Annotated in this window: 21 protein-coding genes and 1 tRNA gene; 13 read left to right on the top strand and 9 right to left on the bottom strand. The window is 55.2% G+C overall.

All coding sequences use genetic code 11. The features are described from left to right. Positions 1-92: 92 nt before the first annotated feature. Both BN1115_RS02845 and BN1115_RS02850 read left to right on the top strand, forming a co-directional pair. Entirely contained in the window at positions 93-818 is a 726-nt protein-coding gene (locus tag BN1115_RS02845) for a MaoC family dehydratase (RefSeq protein ID WP_042655982.1), read from the top strand. 245 nt (positions 819-1,063) lie between these two features. Further along, entirely contained in the window at positions 1,064-2,479 is a 1,416-nt protein-coding gene (locus tag BN1115_RS02850; protein ID WP_042057969.1) for an SLC13 family permease, read from the top strand. 99 nt (positions 2,480-2,578) lie between these two features. On the opposite strand, the gene BN1115_RS02855 is transcribed toward BN1115_RS02850, so the two are convergent. Continuing rightward, positions 2,579-3,565: a DUF481 domain-containing protein gene (locus BN1115_RS02855; protein WP_042655983.1), complete on the bottom strand. Its 987-nt coding sequence runs from the start codon at positions 3,563-3,565 to the stop codon at positions 2,579-2,581. Positions 3,566-3,604: 39 nt separating this feature from the next. Beyond that, positions 3,605-4,546 (bottom strand): L,D-transpeptidase family protein, encoded by a 942-nt coding sequence (locus BN1115_RS02860; protein ID WP_042655984.1) that lies wholly within the window; start codon positions 4,544-4,546, stop codon positions 3,605-3,607. Between the two features lie 529 nt (positions 4,547-5,075). On the opposite strand from BN1115_RS02860, the gene BN1115_RS02870 reads away from it, so the two are divergent. Continuing rightward, positions 5,076-5,165, top strand: a tRNA-Ser gene (locus BN1115_RS02870). 583 nt (positions 5,166-5,748) lie between these two features. Here the strand turns inward: BN1115_RS02870 and galK are convergent. From galK to galE, 3 genes are read right to left on the bottom strand one after another with little or no spacing between them, the layout of a single operon-like run. Continuing rightward, a complete protein-coding gene (galK, locus tag BN1115_RS02875; RefSeq protein WP_042655986.1) occupies positions 5,749-6,906 on the bottom strand; it encodes a galactokinase in 1,158 nt (385 codons plus the stop codon). A gap of 9 nt (positions 6,907-6,915) precedes the next feature. Then, a complete protein-coding gene (gene galT / locus BN1115_RS02880; protein ID WP_042655987.1) occupies positions 6,916-7,956 on the bottom strand; it encodes a galactose-1-phosphate uridylyltransferase in 1,041 nt (346 codons plus the stop codon). Between the two features lie 26 nt (positions 7,957-7,982). Continuing rightward, positions 7,983-9,002, bottom strand: coding sequence for a UDP-glucose 4-epimerase GalE (gene galE, locus BN1115_RS02885; RefSeq protein ID WP_042656006.1), 1,020 nt, complete (start codon positions 9,000-9,002; stop codon positions 7,983-7,985). A gap of 312 nt (positions 9,003-9,314) precedes the next feature. Between galE and galR the strand changes: the two genes are divergently transcribed. The 3 genes from galR to BN1115_RS02900 all read left to right on the top strand — a co-directional run bounded on the left by galR (position 9,315) and on the right by BN1115_RS02900 (position 13,319). Further along, complete coding sequence (gene galR / locus BN1115_RS02890; protein WP_042655988.1) at positions 9,315-10,316, top strand: HTH-type transcriptional regulator GalR; 1,002 nt, start codon at positions 9,315-9,317, stop codon at positions 10,314-10,316. Positions 10,317-10,818: 502 nt separating this feature from the next. Beyond that, positions 10,819-12,105 carry a maltoporin gene (locus BN1115_RS02895; protein WP_128821531.1) on the top strand — a complete coding sequence of 429 codons (1,287 nt, stop codon included), beginning with the start codon at positions 10,819-10,821 and terminating at the stop codon, positions 12,103-12,105. Between the two features lie 68 nt (positions 12,106-12,173). Beyond that, a complete protein-coding gene (locus BN1115_RS02900; protein ID WP_042655990.1) occupies positions 12,174-13,319 on the top strand; it encodes a glycoside hydrolase family 53 protein in 1,146 nt (381 codons plus the stop codon). Positions 13,320-13,381: 62 nt separating this feature from the next. Here the strand turns inward: BN1115_RS02900 and BN1115_RS02905 are convergent, their stop codons facing one another. From BN1115_RS02905 to BN1115_RS02920, 4 genes are all read right to left on the bottom strand, one after another. Continuing rightward, positions 13,382-14,386 (bottom strand): glycoside hydrolase family 53 protein, encoded by a 1,005-nt coding sequence (locus BN1115_RS02905; RefSeq protein WP_042655991.1) that lies wholly within the window; start codon positions 14,384-14,386, stop codon positions 13,382-13,384. 162 nt (positions 14,387-14,548) lie between these two features. Beyond that, complete coding sequence (locus BN1115_RS02910) at positions 14,549-14,971, bottom strand: early set domain-containing protein (RefSeq protein ID WP_042655992.1); 423 nt, start codon at positions 14,969-14,971, stop codon at positions 14,549-14,551. Positions 14,972-15,027: 56 nt separating this feature from the next. Next, positions 15,028-17,049, bottom strand: coding sequence for a methyl-accepting chemotaxis protein (locus BN1115_RS02915; RefSeq protein ID WP_042655993.1), 2,022 nt, complete (start codon positions 17,047-17,049; stop codon positions 15,028-15,030). 409 nt (positions 17,050-17,458) lie between these two features. Beyond that, on the bottom strand, positions 17,459-18,541 hold the full coding sequence (locus BN1115_RS02920) for an ABC transporter ATP-binding protein (protein ID WP_042655994.1): 1,083 nt from the start codon (positions 18,539-18,541) through the stop codon (positions 17,459-17,461). A 570-nt stretch (positions 18,542-19,111) separates the two neighbouring features. Here BN1115_RS02920 and BN1115_RS02925 point away from each other — a divergent pair. The 7 genes from BN1115_RS02925 to BN1115_RS02955 form a co-directional block, all read left to right on the top strand. Beyond that, the gene (locus tag BN1115_RS02925) at positions 19,112-20,347 is read left to right on the top strand and encodes an extracellular solute-binding protein (protein ID WP_042655995.1); all 1,236 of its coding nucleotides are present in this window, start codon (positions 19,112-19,114) and stop codon (positions 20,345-20,347) included. Positions 20,348-20,434: 87 nt separating this feature from the next. Continuing rightward, complete coding sequence (locus BN1115_RS02930) at positions 20,435-21,739, top strand: carbohydrate ABC transporter permease (protein WP_042655996.1); 1,305 nt, start codon at positions 20,435-20,437, stop codon at positions 21,737-21,739. 13 nt (positions 21,740-21,752) lie between these two features. After that, entirely contained in the window at positions 21,753-22,604 is an 852-nt protein-coding gene (locus BN1115_RS02935) for a sugar ABC transporter permease (protein WP_042655997.1), read from the top strand. Positions 22,605-22,622: 18 nt separating this feature from the next. Next, complete coding sequence (locus BN1115_RS02940; RefSeq protein ID WP_042655998.1) at positions 22,623-23,822, top strand: glycoside hydrolase family 53 protein; 1,200 nt, start codon at positions 22,623-22,625, stop codon at positions 23,820-23,822. A gap of 63 nt (positions 23,823-23,885) precedes the next feature. Next, positions 23,886-25,946, top strand: coding sequence for a beta-galactosidase (locus BN1115_RS02945; protein WP_042655999.1), 2,061 nt, complete (start codon positions 23,886-23,888; stop codon positions 25,944-25,946). 78 nt (positions 25,947-26,024) lie between these two features. Next, on the top strand, positions 26,025-26,354 hold the full coding sequence (locus BN1115_RS02950; protein WP_042656000.1) for a PTS sugar transporter subunit IIB: 330 nt from the start codon (positions 26,025-26,027) through the stop codon (positions 26,352-26,354). A 180-nt stretch (positions 26,355-26,534) separates the two neighbouring features. Next, a partial coding sequence (locus BN1115_RS02955) for a pyruvate kinase (protein WP_042656001.1) occupies positions 26,535-26,722 on the top strand: 188 nt, incomplete at its 3' end.

Raw genomic sequence — 26,722 nt, forward strand, 5'->3', positions numbered from 1 at the left:
GCCGAGATTTTTTTGCACTTACAGCTGAAACTTTAATAAAATAGGACTGGTTAGACCTCTTTACAGGCATTGAATCAAATAGGGATCGGTAGATGAAAGTTGTCGATTTTCTGAAGCGCAAGCGCGAAATTCTGGCGCAGCACCCCTTTGAGCTCAAGGATTGGCTCTCTCCGGCGATCCGCGACTACTGGCGTGAGTTTCAGCAAAAGGCACATCTTCATCCTTTGCTGGGTCGTGTGCTGGACTTGCAAGCCGAGTCTCAGGACGAACAGCAACAGGATGCAGCAACCGTGGCACAGGTGGCCAACGGTCGCCCCGTCGTGGCTCAGGAACCCGCTGTGGAGCTGGGGGCCGAGGCTGCCGAGCTCTATGCCACCCTGCAGGCCCGCATCGGTGAAGAGACCCACGTGGGCGAATGGCTCCATGTCAGTCAGCAGATGATCGATCAATTTGCGGCGGTGACCGGGGATCATCAGTGGATCCACACCAATCCGGAGCGTGCGGCCGCCGAGTCGCCCTTCAAGACCACCATCGCTCACGGCTTCCTGACCCTGGCGCTGCTGCCGCAGTTGACCGGCTCGGTCGATGAGGCCACCCCCGAGTTCCCGACCGCCCGCATGGTGGTGAACTTCGGGCTGGATCAGGTGCGTTTCCCGTACCCCATCAAGGTGGACAGCAACATCCGCGCCCGCACCAAGCTGGCCCGGGTCACCCCCATCAAGGGCGGGCTGGAGTTGCTCAAAGAGATCAAGGTGGAGATCGAAGGGATCCGTCGCCCGGGTTGCGTCATCGAGTCGGTGACCCGCATCTACTTCTGAGCCGCCTCATCGGCATAAATGGTGAAACGGGCCCGCTGTCGTGTTCAACGAACAGCGGGCCCGTTTTTTTGCCTGTTTGTTGCCAACTGTGAGGCGTCAGCCATGGCGCGCTGACTCCAGCTTGATATGACTCACAAAACCGGAGTGGCTGCAGTTAGCCAGCTCTCATTTTGGCGAGATAGCTGCGTGAGGCGATAGCATGTTATGCCACTATTGGCTTCTTACTCCCGATCCTGGAGACAATAGTGCCCATCAATCACAAGATTATTCTGCCGCTACTGCTGAGCCTCGCCATCCTGCTGATCCCGACCCACTGGATCCCGCTGGAGGGGATCACTGTGGTCGAGCAGCGAGTCGTGGCCATTTTCGTGCTGGCCGCCCTCTGCTGGATCCTGGAGCCCATCCCCATCTTCGCCACCTCGGTGCTGATCATCGTGCTGGAGCTGCTGCTGCTCTCCGACAAGGGGATCTGGTTCATGACCGCCGACAAGGCAGAGCCGGGCTTTGGTGAGTTGCTCAAGTCGACCGAGGTGATGGCGACCTTTGCTTCGCCGGTTATCATGCTGTTTCTCGGTGGTTTTTTCCTCGCCATTGCGGCGACCAAGTACCATCTGGACGTCAATCTGGCGCGGGTGCTGCTGCGCCCGTTCGGTCAGGATCCCCGGATCGTCATGCTGGGGCTGATGCTGATCACCGCCACCTTCTCGATGTTCATGAGCAATACCGCCACCACCGCGATGATGCTGGCCATCCTCACCCCGGTGCTGGCGGCGTTTCCCGACAAGGACCCGGCCAAAATAGGTTTTGTGCTGGCGATTCCGCTGGCGGCCAACCTCGGCGGGATCGGTACCCCCATCGGGACCCCGCCCAACGCGGTGGCGCTCAAATATCTGACCGGCGAGCATGCCATCTCGTTCGGCCAGTGGATGGGATTTGCGGTGCCCTTCGTGGTGCTGCTGTTGCTGCTCGGCTGGTTCCTGCTGGGGCGCTTCTTCCCGAGCACCCTCAAGCGGATGGATCTCAAGATTGAGGGGCGCTTTATGCAGACCCCCCGCGCCTGGGTGGTCTACCTCACCTTTATCACCACCATAGTGCTCTGGCTGCTGGGGGATCTGCACGGCATGAGCTCCTACGTGGTCGCCATGATCCCGGTGGCGGTGTTCCTGACCACCGGCATCATCACCAAGGACGATCTGCACAAGATCTCCCTCGACGTGCTCTGGCTGGTATCGGGCGGTATCGCGCTGGGGCTGGCGCTGGAGGACTCCGGGTTGGCCGAGCGGCTCATCACCCATATTCCGTTCCACGAATACTCTACGCTGGCGGTGTTAGTCGGCGCCTGTCTGCTGGCGGTGGTGATGGCCAACTTTATGTCCAACACCGCGACTGCTAACCTGCTGCTGCCATTGGTGGCAGCGCTGGCGGTCAGCATGCCGGAGCTGGCCGAGTGGGGCGGCAGCCACACCCTGATCCTGGCGGTCACCATCTCGGTTTCGCTCGGGATGTCGCTGCCCATCAGTACCCCGCCCAATGCGCTGGCCCACGCCACCGGTTTGGTGGAGAGCCACCAGATGGTGCGGATCGGCGTCATCATGGGGTTGGTCGGTACCCTGCTGGCGATGGTGTGGATCTACCAGATTGCCGCCTGGGGATTGATCTGAGTGTGATGTCGACGAGTCGTGAGTTTGCATCACTCGCATCACTATTACTGCAATAGAAAGAGGAGCCAAATTGGCTCCTCTTGTTGATCTGCTCGTGACTCAAAAGCTTGCCCCCAGACTAAGCAAGTGGCGCCACTCGCGATCAGATATTTCGGTATCCACCCCGGGATAGTGCAGGGCGCCATTTTGCCACTCCATCTCGCTCGACCAGGAGAGACGCAGATGATCGTTAAAGTAGTAGCGCAGGCCGATGCTGCCGGTGATGTCCTGATCCAGTGTGAGGTAAGGGGACGGTTGCGACAGGTACTTCAGATAGGTGCCTTTACTGAACAACTCAAATCGCTGTTGCCAGAATGACAGTGGTTGGCGGTAATCCCAGCTCAGGCTACCGATGGGGTAGCTGATGATTCTGGAATCGAAAAAGACCAGTCCTGGCCAGCTGTCACTGCGAAAGTAGGCGCGCTGAATGCCGCCCTGTGAAATCAGTTCCAGCCGTTTGTGCTTGTCATTCCAGAAGCGATAACCTGGCCCCGAGCCAAAGTTCAGCTTGAGATAGTTGTCAGCCAGCATGTCATACTCCGCATCGAGCGAGTTGCGTAAAAACCAGTGCTGGTCAAAGAAGTAGTCAAGGGTCGGGTTCAGCTTGTAGTCGTGGCTATCGGTGACGCTGTCGGATGTTTCGTAGGTATATTCCCCGGATAGGCTGTAACGCCAATCCAGATTGGCCAGTTCGGTCACTCCCTTGAAGTTGACGTTGTTGGTACGTTTATCCTTGTGCTTGAGCTTGACGTTGAGATCGCCGCTGCCGCTCCAGAGCCAGGCGTTGCGCTCATTCTGCTCATCCTTGAACAGGGTGATCCCCCCTTTGGCGGTTGCCTTGGGTTTATCCTGCTTCTCCAGACGCCAGCGTTTGATGGCATCCCGCTGGACGGTCACGGCGCCGGTATAGGGCAGGGCGATGCGCACCGACTCATCGCCGACCTCTTCAATGGTGCCGGTCAGGCGATCGCCGTTGTTCATCCAGAGAATGTCTTTTGCCCACAGGGGGTGGCAGACCACCATGAGCATGAGAGGCAGGTATTTCATGACGTAAGGCAACTCCGGTATGGTGCAGGTGCTGATGAGTTAACTGCTGATGGGGCGTGGCAGGCCATTTTTGCTCTCCAGCGCCGCAGTCACCTCATCCCGCATCACGTCAGGTGCCCTGATAAAGCTCTCTATGGCCGGTGACAGCACCAGCGGGGCGCCATTTTCAAGTTCTTCTTCGGTGCGGGAGAGCGGGGAGTGCACCTCCAGCCAGCGGCGACCATCCGGCTCGATGGCCACCTTGACCGGTTGATTGATGACCCGCACCGGCGTGCCGATCGGCACAATCTTGAACAGGGCCTCGATATCGTCCGGTCGCAGCCGGATGCAGCCAGCGCTTACCCGCAGGCCAACGCCAAAATCCTTGTTGGTGCCGTGGATCAGATAGTCGCGCTTGCCATAACCAAGGCGCATGGCGAACTTGCCGAGGGGGTTGTCCGGGCCGGGAGGCACCACGGCGGGCAGGGTGATCCCTTTTTGCTCCAGCCAGGATTTGCGCACCATGGGGCCGGGCACCCAGGTCGGGTCCGGATTCTTCTCGATGACGGTGGTGGTCATCTCCGGCGTTTCGCGGCCGATGTCACCAATCCCGATCGGCAGCACAATCACCTCGCTCTTGCCTTTGGGGAAGTAGTAGAGGCGCAGCTCCGGCAGATTGATGACGATCCCCTCGCGCGGCACATCAGGCAGCAGCATCTGGGTGGGCAGCGTCAAGCGGGTGCCCGGCTTGGGTAAATAGGGATCTACACCGGGATTTGCCTCAAGCAGCGCCAAAAAACCAATCTGGGTATGTTTGCCAACCAGCTCAAGATGCTCATCCTGCTGGATGATGTAATCCTCCAGCTCGCCAATGAGGCGGCTTTCGGCAGGCGGCAGCGGGTAGCGCTTGGCCTGCACGGGCGCGGTACAGAGCAGGGCTGCAGCCAGCAGCAGGGAGAGGGCGGGCGTTAAGGGGAGGGGCATGAGTTTCGGCAATCGCATAAGGAGATCCATCAGTTCAATCGGGGCGGCGCATTATCAAACAGTGCCGCCAGGATGGCGCGATTGTTCCTCAATCAGCCCATGATTACCAGCTTGTCGCGCACCCGCAACGGTGTGGGGATACATAGGAAACTGGCCAAAATCGGCCTCTCCCCTATGTTTTACCGCCAAGCGGGAGAACGGTGCAACATGGTGGTGTGCGAGTATCACGACAGGGAGCATGGCCCGGTATGTGACCGGGCCATGCGTCGGGTGGATGCTTGACGACTTGCGACTTGAAGAGATGGGGTCGATGCAAGGCATCTATGTGAGGCAAGACACCCTGAACGCGGTCAGCGATGATCACCATTTAATGAGAACGCACGACCGGCGTATGGGAAGTGCGAATTTGTCTATTCCAAGCCTCCTGTCACAGTGAGCAGCCGATGCCGCATTGTGAGCCTGCTCCCAGATATCTGATTCAGCCATTTGATATATAACAAATTTTTATTGCATCCTCGGCCCTGCTTGGGTAAAACTCTCTCACCACGGAGAGATGCCGGAGTGGCCGAACGGGATTGACTCGAAATCAATTGTGGCAGCAATGCCACCCAGGGTTCGAATCCCTGTCTCTCCGCCACACATCAAGCCCAACCTGTTGATCAGGTTGGGTTTTTTAATTTCTTGCTTTTTCTGGTATGCCATTCAGTAAGCCATTAGGTGTTGGTTGTCTTACTCCTCGATAGCACTCCTTTGGACAGCTGTGACTTCTGCCGATTGTAATCAAGCCTTCATCCCTGTGCTGTTCGTGAACCCTGGCGTATCTGCTCAATGACAGTCTTGGCTGCAACGCGCGAGTTTGGTGGTTGGAGGTCAGAACTGCTTGCGTGAGACCAGTCACCGTTCCACCGAACAAGGCATTGTGCTCAACCAACAGTTGACCAAACTCGATACATGTAGATAGCGAATTGGTGCGGGAGGTGGTTGATAAGCTGGTGGCGCGACTGGCGTCTAATGGCTCGCGGGGCACACCGATGACAGACTAATGCTATTCAGGGCTGATAACTTGGGAGGCCACTATGGCGCTCCCAAGCTGGTTCAGGGCGATATGTGTCTTCTGTCCCTTGATAATATCAGACTGAGGTTATTTTAAATCGGACAAGATAGGCTATAAACGAGCTCTTTACTTACGCTGATTATGACCTTGATGCAGCAGTGAATAATCAGATAGGGCCAGCTCCTGCCGACGGTTTGCTGATATAAATGCTGGGTTGCAACCCGCTGACCTGTGGATAGCGGGCATAGACTTGTTCGCAAACTATCGAGGTCAGTGAATGTGGCACCAGTGCCACAACGCAACCACCGAAGCCCCCACCCGTCATTCTGACCCCGCCGCGACTGCCGATGATCTCCTTGATGATCTCGACCAATGCATCAATGGCTGGTACGGTAATGGCAAAATCATCCCGCATCGATGCATGGGAGTGCGCCATCAGCTCCGCCATCATGATCATGTCTTGATTGGCTAGGGCATCGGCGGCGGCCAGGGTCCGTTCATTCTCGGAGATGACATGCCGTGCGCGGCGGGCGACGACGGGATCCAGCTCATCGGCTCGAGAGGCAAACTGCGTTATGGTCAGATCGCGCAGCGCCTTGACGCCAAAATGGCGGGCCGCCTCTTCACATTGTGCCCGGCGGGTATTGTATTCGCTGTCGACCAGTCCGCGCCGAACATTGGAGTTGATGATGACAACATCGATGCCAGCCGGAATACGCACAGGGCGAGTCTCCAGGCTGCGGCAGTCGATCAGCAGGGCGTGATCCTGCTGACCCAGAGCCGAGATGAACTGATCCATGATGCCGCAGTTGCAGCCGACGAACATGTTCTCTGCCATTTGCCCATTGAGAGCAATATCGGTTTGACTGATATCGAGGTGATTCATCTCCTTGAATACCTGCCCGACGGCCACTTCCAGAGAGGCGGAGGAACTCAGGCCAGCGCCCTGCGGGACATTGCCACTGAGCACCAGATCGGCACCGGTCAGCTCGCAGCCCCGCAGCAGCAGATACTTGATGACTCCCCGCACATAGTTGGCCCACAAATATTCAGGGCGCGACACTATGGGATGGCTCAAATCAAACTCATCCTGCTGATTGTTGTAGTCAGCGGCGATGACTCGCACCAAGCTGTCCTGGCGGGGAGCTGCACTGATCACTGTCTGGTAGTTAATGGCACAGGGGAGAACGAAACCGTCGTTGTAATCCGTGTGTTCACCGATCAGATTGACGCGACCTGGCGCCTGGATGGCGAGGGTCGGATGGTAACCGTATTGGGTGTAAAACGTGGTGTCAGTCACGCTGCGTGGTGATTGAATACTCATAACTCAACCTCAAACCTGTTCACGAAAATGGACATCACTGACAGCACGCAGCCGTTCGGCCGCTTGCTCTGCCGTCAGATCGCGCTGTGTTTCTGCCAGCATTTCATAACCGACCATAAACTTGCGCACGCTCGCAGAGCGCAGCAGGGGCGGGTAGAAGTGGGCGTGCAACTGCCAGTGGTCGTTCTCTTCGCCATTGAAGGGGGCGCCATGCCAACCCATGCAATAGGGGAAAGAGCACTGGAACAAGTTGTCATAACGGCTGGTCAGCTTCTTGATTGCGAGCGCCAGATCTGCCCGCTGTTGCGGGTTTAATGCGGGCAGGTGCGCCACCGAAAACTTGGGCAGCAGCAAGGTCTCGAACGGCCAGGCGGCCCAATAGGGCACGACCGCCAACCAGTGCTCCGTTTCAACCACGGTGCGACGGCCATCGGCTCGCTCGCGCTCGACATAATCGAGCAACATGGCGCGGCCATGTTTGGCAAGGTATTCCCGCTGGGCGTTGTCTTCTTTCACGGCTTCGTTGGGTAAGAAGCCGTTGGCCCAGATCTGTCCGTGGGGATGTGGATTGGAGCAACCCATCATGCTGCCCTTGTTTTCGAAGACCTGGATCCAGGGATAATCACGTCCCAGCTCTGCGGTCTGCTCGCACCAGGTATTGACCACGGCGGTGAGGGCCGGGAGCGACAGCTCGGGCAGTGTCTTGCTGTGATCCGGTGAGAAGCAGATAACTCGGCTGGTACCGCGAGCACTCTCCAGCAGGAACAGGGGATCGTCACTGGCCGGTGCTGCCGGCGTGTCTGTCATCAGGGCGGCAAAGTCGTTGGTAAAGACGAAGGTCTCCTGATAATCCGGATTCTTGTCACCGGTGACTCGGGTATTGCCTGCGCAGAGGAAACAGTCGGGATCGTGGGGGGCCCGCTGAGTGCGGTCCGGCTCATCCTGCTGACCCTGCCAGGGGCGTTTCGCCCTGTGGGGCGAGACGAGAACCCACTGCTGGATCAGCGGGTTATAACGACGATGCGGGTGATCGGTTGGTTCAAATTGCATGGATAAATGCTCCTCGTGCTGGCTACTCATAGGGTCGGATAGCCGTTCGGGTTTTGTGATTGCCAGCGCCAGGTATCGGCGGTCATGTCATCAAGGGTGCGATGAGCTTGCCAGCCCAGTTCGGTGAGGGCCCGGCTGGGATCTGCCCAGCATTGGGCGATATCCCCCGCGCGCCGTGGCACGATTTCATAAGGCAGGTCACGGCCACAGGCCCGGGAAAAAGCGGCATGTATGTCGAGCACGCTGTAGCCATGTCCTGTCCCCAGGTTGTAGACATGAACACCCGCCTGTCCAAACTGGGTCTGCAAGGCTGCCACGTGACCATCGGCCAGATCCATCACATGAATGTAATCGCGCACGCCAGTGCCATCCGGGGTGGGATAGTCATCCCCAAAAATGGCGAGTTTGTCACGGCGTCCTACCGCCACCTGGGCAATATAGGGCATCAGATTGTTGGGGATCCCTTGCGGATCCTCACCCATCAAGCCACTGGGGTGAGCACCCACCGGATTGAAATAGCGCAGCAGGGTCAATGACCAGTCGGGCGCCGCATTGGCAAAGTCCTTGATGAGGCGCTCAACCATCAGCTTGCTCTGGCCATAAGGATTGGTGGCTTGCAGGGTTGGGCTCTCTTCACGGATAGGCATGGTCTCCGGCTCGCCGTAGACGGTGGCCGATGAGCTGAACAACAAGGTTTTGACGTCGGCACGCTGCATCGCCTGTAACAAAACCAGGGTGCCGCTGACATTATTGTCATAGTATTCAAGTGGTTTTTGCACTGACTCCCCAACCGCCTTGAGCCCGGCGAAGTGGATCACGGCATCTATCTGCTGTTCCGCGAATACCCGATCCAGCAAGCTGGCATCACGCACATCCCCCCGATAAAGGACTGGGCGCTGCCCGCTGAGGGTTTGGATACGTTCGAGAACACTTTCTTTGCTGTTGGCGAGGTTATCTAACAGTATGGGGGTTATACCGGCAGCGATAAGCTGCAGACAGGTATGACTTCCTATGTAACCAGTTCCACCGGTGACAAGGATTTTCAACATGTGGTGCTCCTTGATGCTTATTTATGTTGGCGATCTTGTTGTGTAACCGCTTTCCCTTATTGTGCTCTTGCTGGGGGGGGGAAGGAAGATGACTGTGCATTTAATGTGATTTTTGTCACAGATGGACTTCGGGATGCTGGCTTATCCGGATTTTGTGAATGTAAGTGCGTTACACTGCCGCTGACATATATTGATAGGATGCTCTCGCTTTTTAGATGAAAGCCGTGTCAGGCATGGGAAATGCCGGTAGTATCTTGAACCCATGAAATAATGGTTTTTATTTGTACCGTTCACCGGAAACGCTAATCCATGGCAACAATCAAAGATGTAGCACTCCTGTCAGGCGTATCTGTCGCCACAGTCTCACGTGTCATCAATAATTCTCCCAAGGCGAGTCAGGCTTCTCGTGATGCCGTCTTCAAGGCGATGAATGAACTCAACTACCATCCTAACGCCAATGCGCGGGCGTTGGCCCATCAAAGCAACGAGACACTAGGGCTGGTTGTTGCAGATGTGTCTGACCCCTTCTTCGGCACCATGGTGAAAGCCGTAGAACAAGTGGCACAGTCGACGGGCAACTTCCTGCTCATCGGGAATGGCTATCACGATGCCGTCAAAGAAAAGCATGTGATAGAGCAGTTAATGGGCCATCGCTGTTCGGGGCTGGTTGTGCACGCCAAAATGCTGCCGGATGAAGAGTTGATCCAGATGATGAGTTATGTCCCAGGCATGGTGCTGATCAATCGCATCGTTCCCGGGTACGAGTCCCGCTGTGTGGCGCTGGACGATCGTTATGGCTCCTGGTTGGCAACCCGTCATCTGATCCAGGAAGGGCACAAGAAGATAGGGTTTCTCTGCTCCAATCATCAGATCTCTGATTCACAAGATCGCTTGCAGGGTTACCTTGATGCGTTGCAAGAGCACGAGATAGCCGTCGATGAGCGCCTGATCTCCCGTGGCAGTCCGGATGAACTGGGCGGTGAGGCGGCGATGACTGAGCTGCTGAGCCGAGGCCAGCATATGACGGCAGTGGTCTGCTATAACGACTCAATGGCAGCAGGGGCTTTGTCCGTGTTGAGCGATAATGGTATCGAGGTGCCACAGGAGCTATCACTGGTTGGGTTTGATGATGTCCTGATCTCTCGTTACTTGCGCCCTCGCTTGACGACGGTGCGTTATCCCATCATCGCTATGGCCACCCAGGCTGCCGAGCTGGCGATCGCCTTGGCAAAAGGGGGGCCCCTGCCCCAGACGACTCATATGTTCAGCCCTACTTTGGTTCGCCGTCATTCGGTCCGGAGTATTGACTGATATTCCCCTGATCCCACGCTATCAATAAATTATCAGGCAAGGCCGTCAAGGTACCTTGCCTTTTTGTCTCTTCCTTGTCTGTATCCTCCTCTTGTTGCTGCTGCGTATGGCTGTCCAGAGTCCAGAGCCCACAGCGTCATCATTCATTCTGGAATAGATGAAACCATGTCTTACACCAGGTGATGCTGCTCACATTTTTGATAGACCCGCTGCAATTTTTGTATGTCCTCATTGTTGTTGAGCTCCTGAATTCACAAATGGTGTAATCGGTAACACTGGTGTGCTATTTATTTAATTGCAAGAAATTCAATTTCTTACGTGCTATTTGTTATTTGGTGCTAATAATAGAAAACTCAATTGATGTAATTATTACAATTATGTGAGTTGCGTCATGTCAGTTTTTGCTTGAATCTTTCTATAATCCATCTCGATTAGTGAAAGCGCTTTCCCTCTGGATTGGTGAGCGTTCATCAAGATAACAATGCAACAGTGGAATAAAGGAATGACTATGAAAGTGAAACTACTGACTACATCCGTTGCCCTGGCTCTGTCAATGACAGCATTTAGCTCTAATGCTGTTGATTTCTCTGGTTATTTTCGATCCGGCGTAGGTGTGTCCCAAGATGGGGATATGCAAACCGGCAATCAGAGCCTTGTCGGACGCCTGGGTAACGAAAGTGATACCTATACCGAAGTTGGTATTGGTCAGGAGGTTTACAACAAGGATGGCAAGACTTTCTATGTCGACAGCATGTTCAGCATGCAGAGCGATGGTTCTAATGACTATGAAAGCACCACCACTGTGTGTAACTTCGAGCAGAAGGAGTGCAAGGATGATGCAACCTTTGCGCTGCGCCAATTTAATGTGAAGGCCAAGGGGCTGATCTCTGCAGCCCCCGATGCTGTGGTCTGGGCTGGTAAGCGTTTCTATCAACGTCATGATCTTCATATCATCGATACCAAATACTGGAATATCTCTGGTGCTGGTGCCGGTATTGAAAACCTCAAAGCAGGTCCTGGGGCATTCTCACTGGCCTGGATCCGCTCTGATGGCAACGACATCAACAACGATATCGTTAACAATGACTTGAACGTCAACTTCCTGGATCTGCGTTATGCCGGCTGGGCACCCTGGGAAGGGGCCTGGACTGAGACAGGCATCAGCTATGCCATGCCTAATCCGACCGATGAGCAGAAAGATGAAGGTGGCAAGTACGATCCCAAGAATGGTGTCATGCTGACGGCAGAAATGAGCCAATATTTTGCTGGCAGCGGCATCAACGAGAAGCTGGTACTGCAATATGCAGACAAGGGGTTGGCCCAGAACATGATCTCTCAAGGGGGCGGCTGGTATGACGTTTGGCAACTCACTGATGACGCCAAGGGTTACCGGGTGATCCTGACCGGTGATATCCCCCTGGGTGACAAGTTTTCGGTCAACCATGTCTTTACCTATGGTAAGGGTGAAAAACTGCAGGAATGGCACGACAACACCGAGTTGTTCAGTGCGGTGGCCCGTGGCGGTTATGCTTGGACCGATATCATGAAGACGTTGGTTGAAGCCGGTACATATGAAAGCACCAAGACCTGGACCAGTGGTTCCGAAGACAAGTCCAGTGGTCAAAAATACACCCTAGCGCAGGCCTGGTCTGCCGGCCCCAGCATGTTTGCCCGCCCAGAGATCCGTGTGTTTGCCAGCTACCTGAAAGATGGTGAAGGCGAGTCATTCAATGGGGGGGAGGATGACAACACCTGGAACTTCGGTGTACAGGCCGAAGCCTGGTGGTAAGCACCACACAGGTTGAACAATCAGGGAGCCGTTGGCTCCCTTTTTTGTCTCGGGCCAGGAGATCGCCGATGGTGTGGCCGGGATGGCAACCGCTGTTGGGGGCCATGTTGCTGATGAGTGCATCGTGCATGAGCAAGGAGGGTGAGCCCATGATTATCGGGGCGGATGTCTCCCATCTACCGCAGCTGGAAGCGGCCGGAGCCCGTTTTTATGATGGTGCGTTGCCAGAAGACTTGCTGGTGATCCTCAAGCGTCATGGGATAAATGCCATTCGTATCAAGGTCTGGAATGAGCCTGGGGAGCATGATCGCTTCCCGGCGGATCAGAGTGGGGCTGATGGGTATAACAACCCGGATCATGTGCTTGCTCTGGCCAGACGAGCCCATCGGATGGGATTCAGGATCATGCTGGACTTCCACTACAGCGACTGGTGGGCCGATCCAGGCAAGCAGCATATGCCGGTTGCCTGGCGTGACAAGCCGGTGGCCGTGGTCAGCGAGCGGCTCTATCAATTTACTCACCAGCTGATGAGCCGTTTGCAGGGGGAGGGGATCACCCCGGCCTGGGTTCAGGTGGGCAATGAGATCTCAAATGGCATGCTGTGGCCGCTGGGGCGTGTGCCTCACTGGGATAATCTGGCTCTGTTTCTTGGTGCAGGGGCTCGCGCCGTCAAGGCAGTATCACCCTCGACCCAAGTCATGCTGCATCTGGATGCCGGTGGGGATAACGCACGTTGTCGTCACTGGTTCGAAGAGATCATTGCCCGCAAGGTTCCCTTCGATGTGATTGGACTCTCTTACTACCCGGTGTGGCATGGCGCCATGGGGGATCTGGCCCTCAACATGGCTGACTTGACTAACCGGTTTTCCCGTCCTGTGATCGTGGTTGAAACGGCGTATCCCTGGACACGGGGCAACGGGGATCCGCAGCCAAACATCTACACCCATACCGGGCCAGAGAGCTATCCGATGACCCCGGTAGGGCAGCGTGATTTTCTGTGGCAGTTGCTGCGCGAGATCCATGGTGTACCGCAGGGGCGAGGGCTGGGTTTCTTCTACTGGGAGCCCGAGTTTATTGCGGTAGAAGGGGCTGGTTGGAAGCAGGGGGCCGGGAATGAGTGGGATAACGTGACCCTGTTTGATGCCGATGGCCGAGCCTTGCCGGCGCTCAGATCCTTGGCTTTGGCGGTGAGATCGGTGACGAAAAAAGAGTAAGGCTTGTTTGACGGGCAGGGGGATACCAACAGATCCCCCTGCTATCAATGGTGATGTTGCGATCAGTTTTGCAGGAACGCATCCATGGCATGGGTGGGTTTGCCACCTTGGTCCATCAGGCCGAGCGAGTAATTTTGCCAACCGTTATGGCTTTGGGGTTCCCAGTAGAAGACACCCAATCCCTTGTTGTCCGGGATCCACTTCATCTTGTTGAGCAGATCGACCAGGGTATCGTAGCTGTTTTTCGGATCATCCCAGGGCATGCCCACCTCCACTATCATCACCTCCTTGCCATGGCGGCTGACCATATCGGCAAGGTTGTCATAGCAACGGTTGTTCATGGAGAACCAGTCGCCATTGCCGGTCTGGGTGGGGTAGATGGATGCGCCGATCACATCCCACTTGGCGCCATTGGCCTTGAGGCCGTCAAACATCCAGCGGTAAAGGGCATTGTTCTCGCAGTTGGCGAGATGGACTATCACCTTGGTCGACTTGTTGACGGCCTTGACGGCGTCATAACCACTGTTGATCAGCCAGGCAAAATTGCGCATGTTGGCCGATGCCTTGCCGTCATCCCACAGCATGCCATTGTTGGTCTCGTTGCCAACTTGTACCCATTTTGGCGTGATGCCGGCCTGCTTCAGGGCGACGAGCGAGTTGTAGGTATGCCAGTAGACGTTGGACATCAACTGCTCGAAGGTATAGCCCTGCCAGGCGGCCGGTTTGGTCTGTTTACCCGGGTCGGCCCAGCTGTCGCTGTAGTGAAAGTCGATCATGATATCGAAGCCCGCGGCCTTGGCCCGTTTGGCTTTGGCGATGACATCGTTGAGGCCATTCCAGCCTCCGGCTGGATTGACCCAGACCCGCAGCCGTATGGCGTTGATGCCGTGCTGTTTCAGGGTGAGCAACAGGTCCTGCTGCTTGCCACTGTCGTTGTAAAACCTGTAGCCGGACTGCTCCATCTGGGTGAGCCAGCTGACGTCGGCTCCCTTGACCATGGCAGTACTTTCTGACGGGTTGAGCATGCTGGCGCCAAGCACCAGAGCACTGATCAAGCTCAGTTTCATCCTTGTTTCTCCGTAATTGAAAAGGGGTCGGGCTCATGGCTGAACCCGGGGCAGGGGGGAAGGTTGTAGGGCAATCGCCTGCCTGGATGCGCCATGGCCATGGCACATCCAGTCAGGTGCTGGGCAAATGTGATATGGGCCGGGAGACGGCCCATGGGGGTGTTACTGCGCCTTGCTTACCGTCAGCTGGATGCTGGCGGGATCGCGGCGATCCAGGGTAAAGAGGTAGGCCCCATCCTCGAGGGGGGTGAACTTCATGTCACTCCACTGGTAACCGGCCTTGACGATGACGGGCTTGCCCGCTTCCACCTTGCTGGCGGGGTCGAACTGGCCGTAGGTGGTATCGCTTTTCCACTTCTCATCGGCAATCTTGAATTTGTAGGCGCCGTGGCTGGCTTGCAGGCGGGTGGTGACGGTGAGCAGATCAGGCTGACTCTGGACCAGTTGCTGGGCGGCCGGGGCCTCCCAGTTGTTCATCTCCCCGCGCAGGAAGAGAGAGCGAGTTTGCGCCGTATCGGCCTCGGCGGCCCAGACCGGATGAAGGCAACCAAGCAGGGTAGCAGCCAGGAGTGTGTGTTTGAGCATTGTCGTTTCCTTGTATTGTGTTTCAGTGGCGCCGGCCTGTGTCGGCCGGCAATCGGTTACAGGCTGAATCGTTGTACCAGCGCGAGCTGCTGTTGTGAGAGCTGTTGCAACTGACCGCTGGTGTGGGCAACGCGGGTCAGCATCTCCTGGTTATCGTCGGAGATGCTGTTGATATTGTTCATGTTGCTGGCAATTTCCTGGCTGGTGTTCTGCTGTTGCTGGGCGGCGGTGGCGATCTGGATACTGAGATCGGCCACCTGCTGCAGCGAGCTGGAGAGGTGAGTGAGGGTATGACGAGACTGCTCGCTGTCATCGGCGCAAAGTGCCATCACATCGGTGCAGCCACTTATGGTCGTAACGGCCCTGTGCACGCTCTGCTGTAGTGCCGTGATCATCGCCTGAATAGTGGTGGTGGATTCTGTGGTGTGTTTGGCCAGCTGGCGGACCTCGTCTGCCACCACGGCAAAGCCTCTGCCCTGTTCGCCGGCTCTTGCTGCCTCAATGGCGGCGTTGAGTGCCAGCAGGTTGGTCTGCTCCGCAATCCGGCTGATGAATTCCAGAATGCTGCCTATGTTGTTGCCCAGCCCGTGAACCTCCTCGACGATACGCCGCGAATCCGCTAGTCGATGGGAGAGCTGGGTCATGCGCGTCAGGGTATTTTCACTCATGGTGCTGGCGGTAAGGGCTTGTGTCGCTACCTCCCTGACCGTTTGCTGGGCATGTCCGGCGCTCTCTGCCACATCGCGTACCGTGTGCTCCATCTCGAGCATGGCGCTGGCAACGCTGGCCGTTTCGCTGCGCTGCTGCTCCAGTTGTCGCTGCGCATTGAGCTGGGCAGACTGGTTCTGGTTGGCCATCTCCCCCAGCGAGCTGGCGGCCATCACAATTTGCCCCAGCATGTTGCTCATCTCCTGGGCGAGGGCATTGATCCCCTTGGCCAGTTGACCGAATTCATCCTGCTGCCGATGGCTGATGCGCCTTGTCATGTCACCCCGACTCAGGGCTTCGAGCACCGTCAGGGTCTGCTTGATGGGGGTTCGGATGGAGTGAATGATGCGCCAGAGCACCAGTGCGCTGACGGCCAGCGACAGCAGCAGACCGACAAACAGCAGGGATTGCAGCTGGCTCAGGATCTGTTTGCTGCTCTGCACTCGCTGGGCAAGCTGGGTATCGACACCGTTGTCGATCTCTGCCAGCTCACCCAGCACCGAGTCGATGATCCGGGTGGCCTGAGTGCTCTGGTTGCGAAGTTGATCGCTCTCTTGTGCCAGGCGAAGGTGGGTTGCCAGTAAACCTGCGTTGCCTGCGCTCTGTTGCACCACCCGATCAAACAGGGGGCCCACCGACTGTTCCAGATCGATCTTGCTGCCAAAAGCACTCTCCTGCTTGAGCAGTTCTGCCGCCAGTGTCTGGCGTTGGCGCTGGATAGCCTTGGTGAGGGTCTGGTTGCTTGCCAGTTGCCCCGCAATGCGGGCCGTATCCTGCAGCTTCACCGCCGCCTGTGTATTGGTGAATAGCTGCTCCAGCTGGTTGACCAGCGCACTCTTGAGTCCGGCTGTGTAGTGGGCGCCCAGAGTTTCAACCAGCATGGCGAGGTCTCCCTGCAGGCGTTTGTTGTCACGGCTCAGGGAGGTCTCTTCTGCCAGTGCTTGCTGACTCTTCAGATTGGCGGCATAGCTGTCAACAATCTGGGTCGCAAGCTGCCAATAGGTCGTTTGCTGCTCGGTGAGGGCCTGGATGCGGCTGATCATGGCCGGATGGTGCGACGCCTTGTTGGCAAGCAGTGCCAAATCCTGTTCAAACGCCTGCTGCCAGCGTGCAAGCTCGGCTCGTCCCTTGCTGACATCATCGCTCGCCTGCAGGGTGAGTAGGCCACGCAGAGCCTTGTCTTGCATAAACAGATCTTTGGTGACCGAGCGACTTTGAACCAGAGTGGGAGCCACCTCGCCAGTCAGGATGTCGACCTGCATGGCCAACTGGTTGCCTGCGCGTAACGAGACCATTACGGCGAGAACCAGCAGAGTGATGATCAGACCAAAGCCAAGTATCAGGCGCTGGATGATGGATATCTGTGGCATGGGTATCTTCATTGGTATCGCTTACATGTTGAGGTTGGCATATCCGGCCATCTGTGAGGATCGCCGATAAGTATTAAAATCCATTAATATTAGGTTGTTGATGAATGTTGGCCATGTTGAACGACTTTTTATAGATCACGAACCTATACTCCAACTCACCGTTTTTTATGTAACGTTTCACTGTTGGTGATTATTTTTACACTGCCATGATGCTCAACCAAACAGGATTTAAACAGGGTTGAGAGCCGGCTCTCATTTCGTTGGTATTTTGTGCTGTAGGAAGGGGGCGCTCTGGGTCTGAGGTAAATGGTGAGCGGCAGGGCATGGGATCAGGGGGAGAAAAAAGCCCCCGGCATTGGCGGGGGCAAATCTGGCATGGATAAAAACGGGTGTAGACAAGGTGAATAAGTTAGCGGCTGATCCGGGTGCCATCGGCGGCAAAGACGAGGCAGTGCTCGGGGGAGAAAAATACATCGAGCTGCTGGTACGGCTTAAAGGCATTGTCACCGGGCAGCAGCAGCTTGAAGCCGTCGATACCACAGCATTGGCCGAACAGATAAGTGCTGTTGCCAAGGCGCTCAACCACTTCACAGGTAAAGGAGAGATGCACGCCATCCCCGCCGGGGATTAGGTGCTCTGGCCTCAGGCCCAACGTGATTGAACTGCCGGCAGCCAGCTCGCTGGTGATGATGGGCAGAGTGATGGTTCTTTGCTCTGACAGTGCGATCTCCAACTGGCTGGGAGACCAGCTAATGACCTGGGCTGGCAGGAAATTCATCTTGGGTGAACCGATAAAGCCGGCTACAAACTGATTGACCGGTTTGTAATAGAGGTCCATTGGAGAGCCGACTTGCTCCACCTTGCCGTAGTTCATCACGACGATTTTGTCTGCCAGTGTCATGGCCTCGATCTGGTCATGAGTGACATAAATCATGGTGGTTTTCAGCTCCTGGTGCAGTTTGGCGATATGCAGGCGCATTTCGACCCTCAGCTCGGCATCCAGGTTGGAGAGGGGCTCATCAAACAGGAACACCTGGGGGTTGCGCACTATGGCACGACCAATGGCAACCCGCTGCCGTTGTCCGCCGGAGAGCTGTTTCGGTTTGCGGTCAAGAAGGTGGGAGAGTTGCAGCGTCTTGGCAACCATGCCGACCTGATGCTGGATCTCATCCTTGGGCACCCCGTTCACCTTCAATCCATAGCCCATGTTTTCAGCCACTGTCATGTGGGGATAGAGGGCATAGGACTGGAATACCATGGCCACACCACGGTGAGCTGGGGCAACATCGTTGACCACTGTGCCCCCGATGGAGATATGGCCGTCGGAGATCTCTTCCAGACCGGCGATCATTCTCAGCAAGGTTGATTTGCCACAACCTGAGGGGCCAACAAACACGGTGAATTCACCGTCTTCCACCTCTAGGTCCACATTGTGCAGTGTCACGTTGGTGCCGAAACGCTTGACAACACTGTTCAGACTGATACTCGCCATACTGCTAACTCCTTGATTATAAATCCAATCTGTCATGATTCTCTATGTCGTTTACGACACGGGGTACACATCAGGAACCTGATATAAACAGCCGGAAACCCGCTTCACGACGACTGCACACATCACTTATGACAGGAATATAACAGCGGAGTGTAACCGCTTGCACAAAATGCTGTTTCTTTTGTGTATGAGATCACAACCTTTGCATATGCTGCTGGCAGATATGGCGTGCTCCGCTTACCGTAATCACATTCGGTGTAACCGTTACCCTTATGGTGACCTTCTCGGGTGAGTTTATAGAGGAGAGGCTAGATAAGGTGTACCGAGAAAGTATGCCGAATCTCATGGTTCAGAAGTGAAAGTAGTATATTAATCAATTTGTTATGTAAGTTGTCGCGTTTTTTGGCAACGCAGCCTGCAAGCCTTGCTGAGATGGTGTACTGGCTTGGCAGACAGAGCGCCGCACCAATGTGAATGGAAAAAGTGAAATGATTACACACATTGGTTTGCTGCACGGCAGATAATGCGACTGAACAACCATTTTTGCTTGAACAGGGACAAGGATAAAAGATGAAAATCAATAAGTTAACAGCAGTGATCATGTTGTCATTGGGGGCGAGCAGCCTGTTGAGCCATGTGGTGATGGCGGCTGACGGTGAACTGCTTGTGTGGGAAGACATCAAGAAGTCCAATGGTATTGAAGATGCGATCAAGGCGTTCGAAGCCCAGTACAAGGTGAAAGTGAAGATTCAGGAGATGCCGTATGCTCAGCAAATCGAGAAGCTGCGGCTGGATGGCCCTGCAGGCATAGGTCCCGATGTGCTGGTCATTCCCCATGATCAGGTCGGTGGTGCCGTGGTGCAGGGGCTGCTGTCCGAACTCAAGGTGGATGCCAAGTACATGGACAGCTTTACCAAGCCTGCCGTGGATGCACAAACCTATGAAGGCAAGTTGTACGGTATTCCTAAAGCGGTCGAGACCATAGTGCTGGTGTATAACAAGGACATACTGCCAAAAGCACCGGAGACCTTCGATGACTTGATCAAGGTTTCCAAAGAGCAGCGTGCCGCCAACAAATATGGTCTGTTAGCTAAATTTGACGAAATTTATTACTCATATGGTGTCGTTGCCGGTATGGGGGGATATATTTTCGGTCAAAATGCCAATGGTTCCCTGAATGTGAATGACATCGGTCTGGCCAATCAGGGGACAATTGATGCGGTCACCTTCCTTAAATCATTCTACGCGGATGGTTTGTTCCCGGCCGGGATCGTTGGTGAAACTGGTGCTAATGCCATCGACTCACTGTTCACCGAGAAAAAAGCGGCTGCCGTTATCACTGGCCCTTGGGCGTTCAAACCTTATCAGGACGCCGGCGTGAATTATGGTGTAGCACCACTGCCGACTCTGCCAAATGGTGAGCATATGCGCTCTTTCCTTGGGGTAAAGGGATACAGCGTCTCTACTTATTCCACGCAAAAAGAGTTGGCACAGCAATTTATCGAATTTATCAACCAGCCCGAATACGCCAAAATTCGATTTGAGAAGACCGGTGAAATTCCTCCCGTCAAGTCATTGATAGATGATCCGGTTATCAAGGGTGATGAGAAAGCAAGGGCCGTTGCCATTCAGGCTGGTTATGCCGTTCCCATGCCAAGTGTACCGGAAATGCAAGAAGTGTGGACACCTTCCAATAGCGCCCTGCAATTGAGCGTGACCGGCAAGCAAGATGTCAAGGCTGCCCTGGATGGTGCCGTTAAAACCATCAATATGCAGATTGAGGCAAACCACGCAAATCGGGATTAACGATAAGCAGGCGTTACGCCTTGCCTGCATGGGTAGCATTGAGCTGCTTGATGCTACCCATGTTTCTTTAAGGATAGGAGGTATATTGTGGTTGTCGATTCCAGCGAAATCGCACAGGTTGGTTTAAAAACCCAGCACGCCAAGATTGCGGCATTATTATCGCTGATCCCGGGCTTTGGTCAGTTTTATAACAAGCAGTTTATCAAGGGTGCGCTGTTCTTTATCGTCATGTCTTGTTTCCTTGGCGTATTCAATGACTTTTTACAAGAAGGATTTTGGGGGCTATTTACGCTGGGGACCGAGTTGCCGAGAGATAACTCAGTGTTTCTGTTGGCCAAAGGGGTGATCAGTGTCTTGATCGCGACTTTTGGTATTGGTATCTATTATTGGGGGATCCGCGATGCTTACCTGTGTGGTGAAAAACGGGATCAGGGTTATGCATTATCTGGCATCAGAAAACAATATCAGCTCTTGTTGAGTGAGGGGTTTCCGTATCTGATGATCACCCCAGGTTTTATTCTGCTGGTGTTCGTGGTGGTCTTTCCTATTATTTTCGGTTTTTCTATTGCCTTTACCAACTACGATTTGTATCACACGCCACCGGCCAAGCTGGTTGACTGGGTCGGGCTGAAAAACTTCTTTAATATATTCCGTCTGGATCTGTGGCGTTCCACCTTACTGGATGTATTGCAGTGGACAGTGATTTGGACCCTGATTGCGACCACATTGCAATGTTCGGTTGGTGTCCTGTTGGCGATCCTGGTCAATCAGAAAGATCTCAAGTTTAAAGCACTCATTCGCACCATCTTGATATTGCCATGGGCAGTGCCTGGTTTTGTCACCATTCTGGTCTTTGCCGGCATGTTCAATGAAACCTTTGGGGTGATCAATAATGGCATTCTGGCGTCATTGGGTATTGAGCCCAAGCAGTGGATGACGGATCCTTTCTGGACTAAAACGGCGTTGATCCTGATGCAAACCTGGCTGGGTTTCCCATTTGTCTTCGCCATGACCACTGGCGTATTACAGGCTATTCCTGACGATCTGTATGAAGCCGCTACCATAGATGGAGCCAGCACCTGGCATAAATTGACCACGATTACCTTGCCGTTGGTCCTCTATTCGATTGCACCGATCCTGATTACCCAATACACCTTCAATTTTAATAACTTCAACATTATTTATCTGTTCAATAACGGCGGCCCGGCGGTGATCGGATCCAATGCGGGTGGTACGGATATTCTGGTCTCCTGGATTTACAAATTGACCATGTCCTCCTCTCAATATTCCATCGCGGCCAGCATTACTATTTTGCTGTCTATCTTCGTGGTTGGTATCGCGCTGTGGCAATTCCGCGCAACCAACTCCTTCAAGCAAGATGATATGGCCTAAGGAAAGCTGGAATATGAGCGTCAAACACAGTGTTAAAAAGAGTAACTTCATTCGGTTGGGCATCAGTTATGCGCTGTTGTTGATGGTCGCGGTGATCATCATCTATCCGCTTATCTGGACTGTGGGGGCTTCCCTGAACCCGGGCAGCAGCCTGCTCAATACCTCGATCATGCCCGACAATCTGTCATTCCTGCATTACCGGGAGCTGTTTGATGGCCGGATTGATTATGCCGCCTGGTATTGGAACTCCATGAAGATCAGCTTCCTGACCATGGTGCTCACCCTGATCAGCGTCAGCTTTACCGCCTATGCATTCTCCCGCTTCCGCTTTCGCGGTCGTCAAAATGGGCTGATGCTGTTTCTGTTGCTGCAGATGGTGCCCCAGTTCTCGGCCCTGATCGCCATCTTCGTGCTGGCGCAGATGCTGGGTCTGATCAACAGCCATCTGGCGCTGGTACTGGTCTATGTGGGGGGCATGATCCCCATGAACACCTATCTGATGAAAGGCTATCTGGATGCCATTCCCAAAGATCTGGATGAATCGGCACGGATGGATGGGGCTGGCAACTTCCGGATCTTCATCGAGATCATCATGCCCCTCTCCAAACCCATCATAGCGGTGGTGGCCCTCTTCTCCTTTACCGGCCCGCTCGGTGATTTCATTCTGGCCAGTACCATCTTGCGTACACCGGATCAATTCACCCTGCCCATCGGGCTCTATAACCTGGTCGCCCAGAAGATGGGGGCCAGTTACACCACCTATGCAGCCGGTGCCGTGCTCATCGCCGTGCCCGTCGCCATCCTTTATCTCTCACTGCAGAAGTACTTTGTTTCCGGCCTGACCGCAGGCGGAACCAAGGGCTAATAACACAGGACCTCAACGATGAAATTAAAAAACAGTTTGTTGGTGGCAGCCATGCTGGCCACTGGATTAACCATGATGGCCCCCTCGGTTCTGGCGGCTGAAACGGTGCAGATCCAGCCGGTCAAGGTGGCGGCTGACTTTATCAAGGGTGCCGATGTTTCCATGCTGGCCGAGGTAGAGAAGCACGGTGGCAAGTTCTTTGATGAGCATGGCAACCCGCAGGATGCCATGGCCATTTTGAAAGAAAATGGCTTCAACTATATCCGACTGCGGTTGTGGGTCGATCCCAAGGATGCTGATGGCAAACCTTATGGTGGCGGCAACAATGATTTGGCGACCACCATAGCGCTGGCCCAGCGGGCCAAGGCCAATGGTATGAAGTTCCTGCTGGATTATCACTACAGCGATTTCTGGACGGATCCAGCCCGGCAGAACAAGCCCAAGGCATGGGCCAACATGAATATCGACCAACTGACCGAGGCTGTCTATCAACACACTAAAACTACCATGGATGCCTTTGCCAAAGCCGGAGTCTTGCCGGACATGGTGCAGGTGGGCAACGAGATCAACGGTGGCATGTTGTGGCCGGAAGGCAAGAGCTGGGGCCAGAACGGCGGGGAATTCGACCGCCTAGCGGGGCTGCTGAATGCGGGGATCAAGGCGGTTAAAGAGCATGGGGATCAGATAAAAATCATGCTTCACCTGGCGGAGGGGACCAAGAATGACACCTTCATCTGGTGGTTTGACGAGATAACCAAGCGCAAGGTGCCGTTCGATATCATAGGTCTCTCCTACTACATCTACTGGAACGGCCCCATGAATGCCCTCCAGTACAACATGGATGACATCAGCAAGCGCTATAACAAGGATCTCATCGTGGTCGAGGCGGCCTACGGCTATACCACAGCCAACTGCGATAACGCCGAAAACAACTTCACCTCAAAAGAGGCGGATGACGCCGGGTATCCCGCCACGGTGCAGGGACAAGCCAACTATCTCCACGATCTGCTGCAGGTTGTCACCAAGGTGCCGGAAGGGCGCGGCAAGGGGGTCTTCTACTGGGAGCCGGCCTGGTTGCCGACACCTGGCGCCACCTGGGCCACCAAGGCCGGCATGAAATACAACAGCGATGACTGGAAAGAGGGTAATGCCCGCGAGAATCAGTCGCTGTTCGATTGCCAGGGCAAGGTGTTGCCGTCCATCAAGGCATTCAACTAACCACCCATGACCGGCGGGCCTGTGTGCCCGCCGGCGATGATGTCCATCATATGGAGATAGTGCATGTTCAAGTTTCCTCCCCTGAGCAGCAAGGTGCCTGTCCTGTTGCACGGTGCCGATTACAACCCTGATCAATGGCTCGATGATCCTGCCGTGCTGGCCAAAGACATAGAGATGATGAAGCAGACCAACAGCAACGTGATGTCGGTCGGCATTTTCAGCTGGTCGGGTCTGGAGCCCGAAGAGGGGCGTTATGAATTTGGCTGGCTGGATCGGGTACTTGATACGCTCCATGCCAACGGCATCTATACCTTCCTGGCCACGCCGAGCGGGGCGCGTCCCGCCTGGTTGTCAACGGCCTATCCCGAGGTGTTGCGCACCGACAAAAACCGGGTCAAGGCACTGCATGGTGGTCGCCACAATCACTGCATGAGCTCACCTGTCTATCGTGACAAGGTGCGCCAGATCAACGGTGCCTTGGCCAAACGCTACGCCAACCATCCCGGTGTCATCGCCTGGCACATCTCCAACGAATACGGTGGCGAGTGTCATTGCGAGTTGTGCCAGCATCAGTTCCGCGATTGGCTCAAAGCCCGCTACGGCACGCTGGATGCCCTGAACAAGGCGTGGTGGAGTACCTTCTGGAGTCACACCTTCACCGATTGGCAGCAAATAGAATCCCCATCGCCCATTGGCGAAAGCACCATCCATGGTCTGAATCTGGACTGGAAGCGCTTTAATACGGCCCAGGTCAGTGACTTCTGCTCCGCCGAAATAGCCCCCCTGAAGGCGGAAAACCCGGCACTGCCCGCGACGACCAACTTCATGGAGTACTTCTACGACTATGACTACTGGCAACTGGCCAAGGTCATCGACTTCATCTCCTGGGACAGTTACCCCCTCTGGCACAATGCCGAGGATGACTGCACCCTGGCGGCCTATACCGCCATGTACCACGATCTCATGCGTACCCTGAAAGGGGGGAAACCTTTCTATCTGATGGAGTCCACTCCCAGCCTGACCAACTGGCAACCCATCAGCAAACTGAAAAAACCGGGCATGCATATCCTCTCTTCCCTGCAGGCGGTGGCGCATGGATCTGACTCGGTGCAGTACTTCCAGTGGCGCAAGAGCCGCGGCTCGGTGGAAAAATTCCATGGTGCCGTGGTCGATCATGTCGGCCATATCGATACCCGGGTTGGCCGTGAAGTACAGGCGCTGGGAGAAACCCTGAGCAAGATCTCTGCCGTGGCCGGCAGCAAGGTGGAAGCCCGCGTCGCCATTATTTTTGACTGGGAGAGTCGCTGGGCCATGGACAATGCCCAGGGGCCCCGCAATGCCGGTCTCTTCTATGAGAAGACGGTGGCCGAGCACTATCGCGCCTTCTGGGAGCAGGGGGTGGCGGTCGATGTGATCAATGCAGATTGTGATCTGAGCCCTTACTCACTGGTCATCGCCCCCATGCTCTACATGGTGCGCGACGGCTTTGCCGAGCGGGTGGACGGTTTTGTCCAGGCGGGGGGGCGCTTCGTGACCACCTACTGGTCCGGCATCGTCAACGAGACGGATCTCTGTCATCTCGGCGGTTTCCCGGGGCCATTGCGGCCAGTGCTCGGGATATGGGCAGAGGAGATCGATAGTCTCTATGATCATGAGCGCAACGCCATCAGTGGCCTGCCAAACAATGAGCTGGGGCTGAAGGGACCCTATGAGGTGACTCAATTGTGCGATCTGATCCAGTTGGAAGGGGCGCGAGCTCTCGCCAGTTACGACAGTGACTTCTATGCCGGCCGCCCGGCGGTGACGGTCAACGATCATGGCAAAGGACAAGCCTATTACATCGCTTCTCGCAACGATCTGGCGTTCCAGCGTGACTTTTTCGGCAAGCTGATAGAAGAGCTGGTCTTGCCACGAGCCCTGACCACCGAACTGCCGTTGGGGGTCACGGCCCAGCGTCGCACCGATGGTGAGCAGGAGTTTATCTTCCTGCAGAACTACACCGGTGAGGCCAGAGCTGTGTTGCTGCCATCTGCTTACACAGATATGAGTTCCGGCCAGCTTCTGACGGGGGAACTTGCCCTGGTGGCTTATGGTTGCCGTGTCTTGAGCCGTCCGGTTCAGTAAACCCCGAGCCCGTTTTATCGACGGGCTCTTTTTATTATTTCCCGGTGCGTGAGCTGCGGGTAAAAAAGGGAGGCAAGCATGGTATCCATGCACGATTTCAAGCGTCTGTTTGGTCTTGCTCTGGGCCACAAGTCGCAAAAAGGGCAGGAGCCAGAGGCTGTGTCCGGACTGGATGAAGAGGGGATCCAGCAACTGGTGGCGGCATTTGGTGGCAAAGAGAACATAGAATCGTTTGATGCTTGTCTGACCCGGCTCAGGGTCAAGGTCAAGACACTCTCGCCGGTAAACAGCGAAGCGTTGCAGCTGTTGGGCGCCATCGGCGTCATCATCATAGGGCAGGAGGTTCAGGCCATCTTCGGCAAGCGCTCTGACAACCTGCGCCGGGATCTCGCGACCTGGTTTGAATAATGTGATCCGGCGCGATAGCGCCGGTCAGTGAGTATGAATGCGCCTGATTAACTCGCTTTTTCTACGGTACCCGGGCGATCACCCATGACGAATGGGTTTGTTATGGGCTTTCCAAGGCGCATCAACCCAATGCATTGTCACTTTCTCATCTCAAACATTGGACTGTACATGTCAGTAAATATGAAAAAGACCAAAATTGTCTGCACCATCGGTCCGAAGACCGAATCCAAAGAAATGCTGGCCAAAATGCTGGACGCCGGCATGAACGTCATGCGCCTGAACTTCTCCCACGGTGACTACGCCGAACACGGCAGCCGCATCAGCAACCTGCGCGCTGTAATGGCCGAGACCGGCAAGCACGCAGCTAT

The organism is Aeromonas allosaccharophila (assembly GCF_000819685.1).
Lineage (GTDB): Bacteria > Pseudomonadota > Gammaproteobacteria > Enterobacterales > Aeromonadaceae > Aeromonas > Aeromonas allosaccharophila.